The sequence below is a fragment of the Ciceribacter sp. L1K22 genome (genome assembly GCF_017599385.1).
GTDB lineage: Bacteria > Pseudomonadota > Alphaproteobacteria > Rhizobiales > Rhizobiaceae > Allorhizobium.
On record NZ_JAGFPK010000001.1, the window covers coordinates 3,166,501 to 3,179,229 of the forward strand.

Annotated in this window: 6 protein-coding genes; 2 read left to right on the plus strand and 4 right to left on the minus strand. The window is 62.0% G+C overall.

Features of this window, described 5'->3' with window-relative positions:
• Positions 1-91: 91 nt before the first annotated feature.
• Entirely contained in the window at positions 92-4,408 is a 4,317-nt protein-coding gene (locus J5J09_RS15765; protein WP_208552081.1) for a hypothetical protein, read from the minus strand.
• Positions 4,409-5,216: 808 nt separating this feature from the next.
• On the opposite strand from J5J09_RS15765, the gene J5J09_RS15770 reads away from it, so the two are divergent.
• Both J5J09_RS15770 and J5J09_RS15775 read left to right on the plus strand, forming a co-directional pair.
• Positions 5,217-7,265 carry a glycosyl transferase gene (locus J5J09_RS15770; RefSeq protein WP_208552084.1) on the plus strand — a complete coding sequence of 683 codons (2,049 nt, stop codon included), beginning with the start codon at positions 5,217-5,219 and terminating at the stop codon, positions 7,263-7,265.
• Between the two features lie 37 nt (positions 7,266-7,302).
• Positions 7,303-8,457, plus strand: coding sequence for a UDP-galactopyranose mutase (locus J5J09_RS15775; RefSeq protein WP_208552087.1), 1,155 nt, complete (start codon positions 7,303-7,305; stop codon positions 8,455-8,457).
• Between the two features lie 24 nt (positions 8,458-8,481).
• Here the strand turns inward: J5J09_RS15775 and J5J09_RS15780 are convergent, their stop codons facing one another.
• The 3 genes from J5J09_RS15780 to J5J09_RS15790 all read right to left on the minus strand — a co-directional run bounded on the left by J5J09_RS15780 (position 8,482) and on the right by J5J09_RS15790 (position 12,604).
• Entirely contained in the window at positions 8,482-9,219 is a 738-nt protein-coding gene (locus J5J09_RS15780) for a glycosyltransferase family 25 protein (protein WP_208552089.1), read from the minus strand.
• A 98-nt stretch (positions 9,220-9,317) separates the two neighbouring features.
• Positions 9,318-11,114: an alpha/beta hydrolase gene (locus J5J09_RS15785; protein ID WP_208552092.1), complete on the minus strand. Its 1,797-nt coding sequence runs from the start codon at positions 11,112-11,114 to the stop codon at positions 9,318-9,320.
• A gap of 8 nt (positions 11,115-11,122) precedes the next feature.
• On the minus strand, positions 11,123-12,604 hold the full coding sequence (locus J5J09_RS15790; RefSeq protein WP_208552094.1) for an oligosaccharide flippase family protein: 1,482 nt from the start codon (positions 12,602-12,604) through the stop codon (positions 11,123-11,125).
• Positions 12,605-12,729 lie beyond the last annotated feature (125 nt).

Genomic DNA, 12,729 nt, shown 5'->3' on the forward strand with positions numbered 1-12,729 from the left:
CACATTCCCTTGAACGGAAAAAACGGCGGCCCGTTTCCGGACCGCCGCCTGATCGTGTTGTACGGCGCGGCGAGTGCCGCGCCGGATGTCATCAGAGCGCGTTGTAGGCCGCGATGATGGCGTCGACCTGGTCGCCGCTGAGGGCTTCGACCTGCGAGGTCGTGAGGGCCAGCAGCAGATCGCTTTCCAGGTTGATGATGTCGTCGCTCGACAGACCGGCCATGGCCTTGGTGCTGATCGCTGCGATCTCGTCGGTCGCGAAGAGATTGATATCTTCCGACGACATCGCCGAGATGGACGCGGCGCTCAGAACCGCGACCTGAGCCGAGGTCAGCGCCTCGATCTGGTCGGTGGACATCGCGTCGATCTGCGTGGTGGTCAGACCACCGATCGCCTTCGAGCTGAGAACGGCCACCTGGTCCGTCGTCAATGCGCCAACCAGATCCGTGCCCATGGCGCCGATCTGAGCAGCGGAGATCGCCGCCACCTGGCCGGTCGTCAGGTTGGCAACCTGATCGGTCGTCAGGCCGGCAACCTGACCGGAGCTGAGGGCTGCGACCTGTGCCGTCGAGAAGGCGGCAACCTGGTCGGTTCCCATGCCGGCGAGGAAGGTGGTCGAGAGACCCTGCAGCGCCTTGACGCTGATCGCCTGGACGTCCGCCGAGTCGAAGGTGGCGAGGTCGTCCGTCGACATCGCGGCGAGGCCGGCAGCCGAGAGCACGCCGATCTGGGCGGTTGTCAGCAGGGCAACCTGGTCGGATGTCAGTGCGCCGACCTGATCGGACGTCAGGGCTGCGAACAACGTCGTTGTCAGGGCACCGAGCTGGGCAGTGTCAAGCAGCGCGACGTTGTCGGTCGACAGCGCCTGAAGCTGCGTTGCTCGCATTGCGCCGATCTGCGCCGTGGACACCGCACCGATCTGGTCAGTGGTGAGGGCTGCGACCTGCGTCGAGCTAAGACCGCTGAGCTGGCCGGTGGTGATCGCCGCAACCTGATCGGTCGAGAGCGCGGCGACGTTGGTGGTCGACAGACCGGCCAGCGCCTTCGTGCTGATCGCCGCGATGTCGGTCGCGTCGAAGGTGGCGAGATCGTCCGTGCCGAGCTGGCCGAGAGCCGTCGAGCTCAGCGCACCGATCTGGGCCGTGTCGAGCATGTCGAACTGGTCGGTGGTCAGGGCGTTGATCTGGCCGGTGGTCAGCGCGGCAATCTGGGTCGAACCAAGAGCGCCGATCTGGTCGGAGGACAGAAGTGCCACGTTGTCGGTCGACAGCGAGGCAACCTGCGTGGCGCTCAGAGCACCAATCTGGCCGGACGTCATGGCACCGATCTGGTCGGTGGTCAGAGCCGAAATCTGATCAGACTTGAGCGCGGCAACCTGGAGCAGCGTCAGTGCGGCAACCTGGTCTGTGCTGAGCGCTGCGATGCTGCCGGTCGAGAAGCCGGCCAGAGCCTTGACGTTGATCGCAGCGATATCGGCGCTGTCGAAGGTCGCGAGGTCGTCGGTTCCCATTGCGCCGAAGGCAGCGGAGCTGAGCGCACCGATCTGGCCGGTGGTCAGAACGCCGATCTGGTCCGTGGTCATGGCGGTGATCTGATCGGAGGTCAGTGCGGCGACCTGGGTTGTCGTCAGCACGACAACCTGGTCGGTCGTCAGGACGGCGACGTTGTCGGTCGAGAGCGACTGCAGGGCCTTGGCGCTGATGGCGGCGATATCGTCGGTCGAGAAGGTGACGATGTCGTCGGTGGTGAGCGCGCCGATTGCGGCGGTTCCAAGGGCGGCGACCTGGCCGGAGGACAGCGCCTCCAATTGTTCCGAAGTCATGGCGTCGACCTGAGCAGTGCTGAGGCCGGCAACCGTCTTTGTGGCGAGAGCAGCAACCTGATCGGTATCGAGCAGGGCGATGTTGGTCGTGTCGATCCCGGCGATCTGTGTTGCCGACAGGACCGCGATCTTGTCCGTGGTGAGGGCCAGAAGATCGTCCGAGCTAAGGACGGCGATCTGGTCGCTCTTCAGCGCGGCGACCTGACCGGTCGTCAGAGCGGCGACCTGGGTGTCGGACAGCGATGCGAAGTTGCCTGTCGACATGCCGGCCAGAGCCTTGACGTTGATGGCGGCGATGTCGCCGGCGTCAAAGAGGGCAAGAACGTCGGTCGACATGGCGGAGAGGCCAGCCGATGTGAAGGCACCGATCTGACCGGTCGTCAGCGCGCCAGCCTGGTCGGTCGTGAGAGCCGCGACCTGATCGGTGCTGAGCGCGGCGATCTGCTGCGTGGTGAGAACGCCAACCTGATCGGTCGTCAGGACTGCGACATTGTCTGTCGAAAGGCCGGCGAGAGCCTTTGCGCTGATGGCGGCGATATCGTCGGTCGAGAAGGTGACGATGTCGTCGGTGGTCAGTGCGGCAAGCTGGTCCGAGGTCATCGACTTGACCTGAGCCGTGGTCAACGCCTGGGCCTGATCCGAGCTCATGGCATCGATCTGGGCCGTCGAAAGGGCGGCGATCGCCTTCGAGCTCAACGCCGCGATCCGGTCGGTACCGAGTTCGGCGAAGTTGTCGGTGGAGAGGGTGCCGATCTGGGTTGCGGTCAGGGCAGCGGCCTGGCCGGTCGTCAGGGCAGCAGTCTGATCCGTTGATAGACCAGCGATTTGGGTTGTCGAAAGACCGACAATCTGGGCCGTGGTCAGAGCCGCCACCTGGTCGGTGGAGAGCTCGGTGATGTCGAGACCCTGGATCGCCTTGGCGCTGATCGCCTGGATGTCAGCTGACGACAGAGTGGCGACGCCATCCGATGTCAAACCACTGATTGCCGTGGAGCTGAGCGTGGCGAGTTGGGCGGTCGACAGAGCGTCGACCTGATCCGTGCTCAGCAAGAAGAACTGGTCGCTGGTCAGCGCAGCCGTTGCCTTCAGGTTGAGGGCCGCGAGCTGATCGGTCGAAAAACCACTGGCCAGGAAGATTGGGCTGAGATTGGCGATTTGTGACGCCGTGAGGGCAGCCGCTTGAGTGGTCGTCAGCGCATCGCCGTTGCCAATTGCGAAAAGGTCTTGCAACTGTTCGTTACCCAGTGCGGCTACCTGCGACGTTGTAAAGGCTTGGATCTGGGCGGAAGAGAAGTCCACACCAAAAGCTACTCGGTTAATGCTTGAAACCGCCTTGGAACTGATGGCGGCAATCTCGTCGGTGCTGAAGGTCGCGATCTGGGTCGCGGACAGTGCGCCAATTTGCTCCGAGCTGAGGACGGCGACCTGGCTCGTCGTGAGCGCGGCGACGCTGTCAGTGTTGGCCATAGCAAGCTGATCCGTTGTCAGACCCTTGACGGCCTTTGTGCTCAGTGCTGCGACCTGGTCCGTGGACAGATAGCTGCCGGTAAGCAGGAAACCGCCCATCCCTCCCACCTGAGTGGCGCTGAGGACGGCGATCCGGTCAGTGGCAAGTGCGCCAAGCTGGTCGCTCGAGAGGGGAATCAGCTGACTGGTGTTGAGCGCGGCAACCTGCGCCGTGGTCAGAGCAGCGATCTGGTCGGTCGACAGATCGGAAATTGAGATAGCACCGATAGCCTTGGCGCTGATGGCGGCGATTTCGTCAGTCGTGAAGGTGCCGATTTCGTCGGACGTCATGGCTGCCAGATCGTCCGAGCCGAGCGCGGCGATCTGCGTGGCGTTCAAGGCGGCGATCTGGTCGGAATCCATGGCGAAGATCTGGGCAGTCGAGAGAGCCGCAATCGCCTTGGTGCCGAGCTGGCCGATCTGGTCGGTCGTCAGAACCGCGATATTGTCGGTCGAGAGAGCACCGATCTGAGCGGCGCTGAGAACGGCGATATGCGCCGTGGACAGAGCGCCCATCTGGTCGGTGGTCAGGACGGCGATATGGTCGGTCTTGAGCGCCGCGAGCTGGCCGGTGGAGAGGCCGTCGAGCTGGTCGGTGGTCAGGGTGACGAAGTTGGCGGTCGAGATGCCTGCAAGCGCCTTCGGGTTGAGAAGCGCGATTTCATCCGAGGAGAAGGTCGCGATTTCGTCGGAGCTGAGAGCCGCGATGGCAGCGGAACCGAGCGATGCGACCTGGGTGGTGGTGAGAGCCGCGATCTGGTCGGAATCGAGCTGAGCGAACTGGGTCGAGCTCAGGGCCGCGAGCTGCGCGGTGCCGAGGCTCTGGATGTGGGTGGTGTCGAGCGCATCGAGCTGCGCAAGCGTCAGTCCCTTGATACCAGTGGCGGAGATGGCAGCCAGCTGATCAGAGTCGAACGCAACGAGATCGTCGGTCTGCAACGCCGCGATCTGCGTGGAGGAGAGCACTTTCACCTGATCGGTGCGGAGCGCTGCGATGTCGTCACTCGTGAGCGATGCGATCGTGTTCGTGGAAAGCGACCGGATCTGGTTCACGGTCAGAGAGGAGATGATCGAGGTCATGGACGCGCCCTATCAAGTTGGCCAAATTAAAGTGTTCGTCTCGCTGCCACGGCCACGCGGTCGGACTGACGTCCTCCGTCGCAACCTCGAACGCATCCTGCGCCCTTCGGCATCCTTGCCCCCCGTCGCCTGGCACCCCACGGGCATCCACACTTCGGGCGTCCTTACGGACAAAATGAATTTTCACGGAACATGGCTCGACCGAGCCGGCAGGTTGGTAAGGGCATCATGCTCAGGACGCTACAGCGCCCTGCCCCCCGCCTGAATAGAAGTGCCCGCCCCCATGGAGAGACACTGTCGGCTCCCACCCTGAGCGCACCTGAAAGATTCGTGCAGAGATGGAAACTCGAGGAAGAGTTAGTTCCACACTCGCTAATTTTGGGTTAACCGAAGCCTAAAGTGCAGTCTTCGGCAAAAATAACTGTCCATTATCGGAACAACGCGCCCAACACCCGGCTGCCGAGCATAAATATTAAAAATCAAAAACTTATAAGAAATTTCGGCGTCCTTTCGGGCCCAATTAAGCAGAGGCTGCAATACGGGGTAGAGTTTTCAGTTCAAGCAAGGCATGACTTTTTTTGGTTAAACAGTGAGGCGTGACTGCTGGAGCGAGTAAAAAATCGGCCACGGCGGCGGCTCAGCACTTCACCCCTATGTATTGTCTCGGCTTTTTTCGTTCAGCCCGCAAATTTTAGTCGCCGGCCACAAATGCTTTCGGCAAGTCCAACGCAAGCTAGCGCGCCTAAGCAGGTTCAACGCTCCTGCGTGTGATTCAACCAGAGCCGTCAGGCCGCCTGCTTCGGGATTAATGTCGATGAACACCAATGTTCCTGCTCCAGATCAAGTATCGCCGCTTCCCAATCTTCTTGATCGGGCACGTAACGGGCAGATGTCGCTCATCGAACTCTTCCAGATTACCGAAACACTCAACGCTGGCGGACATCGCCCGCAGGCCATGGAATTCTTCAAGAACTGGATTGCGTTTAACGAGAGTAATCCGCTCGCCCATGTCGCTCTATTCAACTATTCCGTGGCGCTGAGCCAGTCCGGCGACACGGCGGGCGCCATCCAGGCGCTGCGCACGGCGATCAAGCAAAACCCGCTGTTCGGCCCCGGCCACATCAATCTTGGCCGAGCGCTTGAGGATGCCGGCCAGGCCGCCAAGGCGATCGAGCAGTGGCGCCAGTATGTGCAGCTGACGGCCGACGTAACGCCGGACCGCCTGTCACACAAGCACATGAGCCTGCAGCACATCGGTCGTGTGCTGGAAGGTGCCGCAATCCTCGAGGAAGCCGAAAACGCACTCTGGCAGGCGATCGAACTGCATCCGGACCGTACCGAGGCCGGACAGCACTGGACTGCGCTGCGCCAGCGCCAGTGCAAGTGGCCGGCCCTCGTCTCGTCAGAACACGTCTCGATCCGCCAGTTGATCGACGCGATGTCACCGCTGACGCTCGCAAACTATGCCGACGACCCGATCTTCCAGCTCGCCAAGGCCTATCGCTACTACAAACACCTCGTTGGCCGCCCGGACCTTTCCGCCGTCCAGCGCAAGCCCGTGCGCCACAAGACCGGTACCGGACAGCGCCTGCGCGTCGGCTATGTCTCGTCGGACCTCCGCGAACACGCCGTCGGCTTCGCGCTCTGTGAAGTCTTCGAACTGCACGATTCCAGCAATGTCGAGGTGTTCGCTTATTATTCCGGCGAGAACCGTCCGGCTGATTCCACCCAGAACCGCATCAAGGCCGCGGTTCACACCTGGCGCGACATCACAGCGATGAGCGACGTGGATGCCGCACGCCTGATCGTCTCCGACGAGATCGACGTGCTCGTCGACGTCAACGGCTACACCAAACATGCCCGCACGAAGATCTTTGCCTATCGTCCGGCACCGGTCATCGTCAATTTCTGCGGCTATCCGGGCACCATGGCGACGCCGTTCCATCAGTACATGATCACCGACGACACCATCGTGCCGCCGGAAAACGAGATCTACTACACGGAGAAGGTTTTCCGCATTGCCTGCGACCAGCCGCTCGACCGTAAGCGCCCGATCGCGCCGCGTCCGTCGCGCAAGGATGTCGGCCTGCCGGAAGACGCCTTCGTCTACGCCTGCTTCAACGGCATGCAGAAGATCACCGAGAAGACCTTCGCCCGGTGGATGGAAATCCTGAAGGCGACGCCGGGCAGCATTCTCTGGCTGCTGGTCGGCGACGAGGACGTCAACCAACGCTTGCGCAAGCTGGCCGGTGACGCCGGTGTCGAGCCGGAGCGACTGGTTTTCGCCAAGAAGACGCCGAACCCGCTGCACCTCGCCCGCATCGGCGTTGCCGACCTGTTTCTCGACACCTTCCCCTACGGCGCTCACTCGACCGCCGCCGACGCGATCACCTCGGGCCTGCCGGTGCTCACCATGCCGGGCAAGAGCTTTGCGTCCCGCTTCTGCGCCAGCATCGTCAACGCCGCCGGCGCACCGGAATTGATCTGCTCGTCACCCGAGGAGTATGTCGAGCGCGCCATCGGCTTCGCGCGCAATCCGGAAAGCCTGACGAAAATCCGCCAGGCGATCGCCGACCAGCGCGAAGCGAGCGTGCTCCGCGACATGCCGGGCCTCGCCAAGCGGCTCGAGGAGATCTACTGGGACATGCAGGGCGAATGCGAGCGTGGCGAGACGCCGGTTCCGGACCTGCGGAACCTAGACGTCTATTACGAGGTCGGGCGCGAGATCCTCGCCGAAAACGTCGAGTTCGAGGATGACACGACCTACCGCCAGCGCTATCTCGACAAGCTGGTGAAGTGGAACGAATACGAACCCCTGATGCGCGACAGACGCCTCTGGACCGAGCCGAAGGCCTGAGACCCGGGATTACGACGCGACAGGACGTGGGGGCACGATGTCATACAGGAAGATAGCCGCCGTCGGCGCCGGCCTTTCCGGCGCCGTGATCGGCCGGGAACTTGCGGAAGCCGGTTACGAGGTCGAGATTTTCGACAGTCGCGACCACATCGCGGGCAACTGCCATACCGAGCGCGATCCGGAGACGGGGGTGATGGTCCATGTCTACGGACCGCATATCTTTCATACCGATGACGCTGAGGTCTGGAACTACGTCAACCGCTTCCAGGCCTTTCTGCCCTACAAGAACCGGGTGAAGACGACGAGCGGCGGGCAGGTCTATTCCCTGCCGATCAACCTGCACACCATCAACCAGTTCTTCGGCAAGACGCTTCGCCCGGACGAGGCGCGCGCCTTCATCGAAACGCAAGCGGATACGACGATCGAGGATCCGCAGACCTTCGAGGAACAGGCGCTTCGCTTCGTCGGCAACGATCTCTACGAGGCCTTTCTGAAAGGCTATACGCAGAAGCAGTGGGGCTGCTCGCCCAAAGACCTGCCGGCCTCGGTCCTGAAGCGCCTGCCGGTCCGCTTCAACTACGACGACAACTATTTCTTCCACAAGTTCCAGGGCATGCCGGAAAACGGCTACACCGAGATGGTCGCCGGAATCCTCGATCATCCGCGCATCACCGTTCACCTCGGCACGCGATTCGGCCGGGACCAGGTGAGTGAATACGGCCATGTGTTCTATTCAGGCCCGCTCGACGGCTATTTCGGCTATGAACTCGGCCAACTCGGCTATCGCACCCTCGACTTCGAACGCTTCACCTATGACGGCGACTATCAGGGCTGCGCGGTGATGAACTATGGCGACGTCTCCGTCCCCTACACCCGCATCACCGAGCACAAGCACTTCTCTCCGTGGGAGGAGCACAAGGGCTCCGTCTGCTACCGCGAATTCTCACGCGAGTGCGGTCTCGACGACATCCCCTATTACCCGATCCGGCTGGTGAAGGAGAAGGAACAGTTGGCCGCCTATGTCGCTCGCGCCGAGCGGGAAGACGGCATTACATTCGTCGGGCGCCTGGGAACCTATCGGTATCTCGATATGGACGTGACGATCCGCGAGGCGCTCGACACGGCGCGCCTGTTCCTCACAAATGCGGGGGAGAACGCACGAATGCCGGCCTTCTTGCATCCTCCCGTCTGACGCGCAGGCCTTTTAGCGAGACGATCACCGCGCTGTGACGCGGCGGTAGCCGCGCAGGAAGCGCATGATCTTGCGCAGCAGGACAGAGGGTGTGAGCCGCTCCACATCACCGGGACCGGTGTCGATGGTGGTGGTAAACGTCGTGGTCTCCGGGTTGGCGAACTTGTCCTGTATCGCCACCGCAGGCGTCAACTGATAGATGTTGAGGAGTTCCGGCACGGGCGACGCTTCGTAGCAAAACAGAAAATAGTCGGCGACGGTGTGCGTGCTCTTGTCGAGGGCAAGGAGCTTTGCCGCCGCCGATTTCGACAGCAGATAGGCGCCAGTGCACCAGGTGGACGACCGGATACGTCGCAGCGAGCGACCGTCCGCGTCGAGCGTGGATGGTCCTAGCAGCACCGAGTTAGTGGTGGACTCCAGTCTGACGATGTCCGCATCAGTCGGAAAGCCGGCAATCGTGTAGAGCGCCGCAAATTTTCCAAAGTCCCCGGACAGATGCAGGTCGTCCTCGAGCACAACGCCGTACGGGTCGTCGCCGGCGGCAATCTTTGCCCATGCTTCGACGTGGCTGAAGAAGCAGCCGACCTGGCCGCGCGACCAGCTTGCTCCCGGCCGCTCGGCGCGGATCACAGCAAGCTCCTCGTCGGTCAATCGGCGACCGTCGAAAGCCGGCAGCCGCTCGAACGCCAGCCCGTCGAGCTGTCGCGTCATGTGCTCCAGCCGGTCCGTGTCGCGGTCCATGTTGATGAGGTAGATTGCCATGGAAACACAGCTGCCTTTTGGTCCCTGAAAATGAAAACGACCCGCGCCATAGCCCGGCGCGGGAAGACCGCCGCACCCAGAGCTTAGCGCGGGCGCAGTTAAGTTTGCGTGAAATCCCGAGCGCTTCTGTCCGCCCGGGCGACGCTTCGAATGATATCGACCAGTTGTCGGCGGGCCGAAAGCGGTGTGAGCATGTGGTCCGTTTCCTCGATGATCTGAAGGTCGATATTGTCGAATGATTTGAGGCCGGCGAGGTCGCCGCCGAAATAGCGGGCGAGTTCGTCCAGACTTCCATCGATCCGGCAGCCTACAAAAGTCACGCGGGCGCCACGGGCTTTCATGTCCCGCAGCATGCCAAATAGCGTTGCGCGGAAGCGTCCGAGCTTTGTGAGCCTCCCGAGATAAGGCGCAAGTCCGCGGACAAGACGGCCGGCAACGAGGCGAAGAAGATTGCCGATAGCGCGCCGGACATCGATGTCGCCGTCCAACAGTCGGCGATAGGTCCCAAGGCTGAACGCACGTCGCTGGTAGTCGGCCAGAGGCCTTGCTCCGGCCCGAAGCGTCTCCTCGACATCCTCATCTTCGTCCCAGATCAGCCTCAACTGGTTTACGCTAACCACACCGGCAATGTCACTGTTGGCGCCCGCGAAACTCAGTGCCGCATAGGCACCGCTGCAGGTTCCGATCAGATAGACCGGTCCGCAATTCTCCTGTTGAAGCGCGTCTACCGCCTCCCTGAGATCGTGCTGCTGGGCGGAGGCATAGACGACCTGTTCGGGTGTCCCAGGTCGCGCCGGACTGTCGCCGATATTGGAAAGATCGACGCGCAGCGACCGGATGCCATCGGCCGCCAGTGTCCGCGCGGCATCCACCCAGAGGCAGCCCCAGCCAATGTGGTACGTATAGGCCATGTTGACGAACACCACAGTCGCGCGCGGTTCGAGATCCCGTGGCTCGCACAACACACCGAACAACCTGGGCTCTGCTCCAATCAGCAGCGGTGTCTCGATATAACTCCCGTCCTCTATCGAAGGAGCGGGCAGATCCGGCGTCACCTGCCGCCCGACAGAATCCGCAATGGGCCAGCGAGCCGCGATCCATTCAACGACAGCTCCAATCGGTTCAGGCGGCGTCACCGACACATTGAGCCCGTTCATCATCTCGCCGTAGCCCGGAAAGGTAGCCACATCGACGGCATGTCCGGCCTCGCGCAGCCCCTGAAGGACCTGTTCGTCGGTGGCGTTCTCCGGACGTTTGAGGAAAAGCAGTGGCGTACCGTCTTTCAGGCCGCGACCCTCTACGCCAAAGGATTTTAGCTCTGCCGCGACACCTGTCGGCAGGATGAAACCGGCCAGCGAGACGCTACCCTCGGGATAATCGAGGGTGATGCCGAGGTCTTCGACAATGACCCGTTCGCGCAGGCCGGTCTCGCGGAGAAACCGGCGACCATTGAGTGCCGGCACCGCAAGCACGACGCCGGATGTGGCGTTGAAGCGCTCGGCCGCAGCCAGGGCAATCGCCCCGCCGAGCCCCAACCCATAGAAAATCACGGAGCCGCAACCCGAAAGGCGACGCAATTCGTGGCCCGCAGACACAGCGCCTTCGATCCAGCTTTCCAAATCAGCGCCACCCTTCACGGCTGGGGCATCACCCTCACCGGGATAATCGAAGCGGAGCGTCGGATATCCACGCGAGGCTATAGAAGCGGCCAGCACGCGATGAAACTTGCGCGCACACAGCTGGTCGAAACCCCAGGGACCGCAGATGACGATTCCAACCGGCCCGCCACCCGGCCCGAAATGGCCCACCATTCCGGCAAAGGCGATCGGAATTTCAGCCCATTGCGTGACAGAGCCCTCGATCCGCGCGGCGCTGTTTTTCTTGACTGTCGACATGGCCACCGTCACCGAACCAGCAAGGCGTAACGCAGGATACCGGCGAAACGATTTGGAATTCGACCAGCAGCCCAATCCGCAATCATTGCGCGGTCCTCGGCTGGAATGGCAGTCAAGGCCAAAAGACCGACGCCGTAAACGACGGCACCTGCGACGATGCCAAGCAACATGCCGGATGGTCCAGGCAACCACCACATGCAGGCGCGCGCAGCCGCAGCGCAGAGCGCCGCCGCCGCAAGGACCTTGAAGAGACCCGCGAGCCTGAACGATACCCCCAGCACGCGTTTGCAGAAGATAGCGTAGAAGACCATGGTGCCGACCGACACTGCTCCCTTCGCCCAGGCCGCGCCCTCACCGCCATAACGTGGCACCACCAGCATCAGCAGTATGACCGATATCAGTCCGCTGACGATCGACAGCCGCAACGCCTCGCTGCTGCGCTCCGTCGCCAGCAGCAGTCGTCCCGGAACATATTCAAGTGCCTGCGACAGGCAGAAAACCAGGAGAACAACAGAAACGGATATGGACGGAGTAAACTCTGCTCCGAACAGGAACGGGATAAGAACCGGGGCAATGGCAGCTCCCCCGAAACTGATAGGCGCAAGCACGATCGTCATGCCAAGCAGGCTGCGATTGAAAACGCGCGTCAGGGCTTCCCTGTCGCCACGATCGTAATGATGCCCGAGATAGGGAACGAGCGTCGCGACCAGAAAGAGCGCGACCTGGATAACCATGCCGCTCATAGTGATCCCGATACTGTAGAAACCGACATCGGAAAGCGTGAAGAACAGGCCGATCAACGCAAGTTCGATGCGAGAACTCAAGATGGCCGACAACCCGCCCGACAGCCAGTTGTCGCGGGCGTAGCGGCGCATGGCGGGTGTGACGACAGATGGCGCTGCCGGTCCCTTGCTCATGTAGCGGCGCAATGACAGCGCTTGCGGCAGGTGGCGAAGAGCGTGGCCGAAAATCGCACCAGCCGGCCCAAGCAGCAGGCCGCCAACAAGAACGGAAAACGGTTGAATCAACGATCCGACGGCGGCGTAGAAAGTGCTTTCACGAAACCGGCCAAGCCCTTCGGCTGCGGCGAGCGCCATCGTCGAGTAGCCATAGGTCAGGAACAGTACGGTCGTCGCAATCCACATAAGACTGCTCTCGCCATTTCCCTGAAGGCCGATCCAGATCGCGTAGGCGCAGAGTGCTGCTCCGACTATCCCCGTCGAAAGCGCGAAACGGCGTGTCAGAACGTTAACCAGGCCACCACCTTCAGGTCCACCCTCGGTGCGCGCGATAAAGCGCAGAACGGTGTGCGGCATGCCGAAGCCTGACACGAGCGTTGCAAGTGACATGATCCAGAGCGCATAGGCGACGAGACCGGCTCCCTCGACACCAAGCAGTCGCGCCACGAGCACGCTGCTCCCAAGTCCCGCGACCAGTGACAGCAGACCGGCAGCGGTATTGATCAGCGATGAGCTCAGCATAGACTGCATGGGCTGGGAAACGTCTCCGTGGCGCCGGCGGCGTCCTGCATCGGACAGCACACCCATAAGCCGTAGTCCTTCGGGTTTAATATTCTGTTTCCCTTTCGCATGCCGCCTTTTTCTTTGCGGTGCAC

What these genes read in the sequence shown, in the direction of transcription:
- J5J09_RS15785 (WP_208552092.1), bottom strand. Translation starts at nt 11,114, where the DNA reads ATGTCGACAGTCAAGAAAAACAGCGCCGCGCGGATCGAGGGCTCTGTC.
- J5J09_RS15765 (WP_208552081.1), bottom strand. Translation starts at nt 4,408, where the DNA reads ATGACCTCGATCATCTCCTCTCTGACCGTGAACCAGATCCGGTCGCTT.
- J5J09_RS15790 (WP_208552094.1), bottom strand. Translation starts at nt 12,604, where the DNA reads ATGCAGTCTATGCTGAGCTCATCGCTGATCAATACCGCTGCCGGTCTG.
- J5J09_RS15780 (WP_208552089.1), bottom strand. Translation starts at nt 9,219, where the DNA reads ATGGCAATCTACCTCATCAACATGGACCGCGACACGGACCGGCTGGAG.
- J5J09_RS15775 (WP_208552087.1), top strand. Translation starts at nt 7,303, where the DNA reads ATGTCATACAGGAAGATAGCCGCCGTCGGCGCCGGCCTTTCCGGCGCC.
- J5J09_RS15770 (WP_208552084.1), top strand. Translation starts at nt 5,217, where the DNA reads ATGTCGATGAACACCAATGTTCCTGCTCCAGATCAAGTATCGCCGCTT.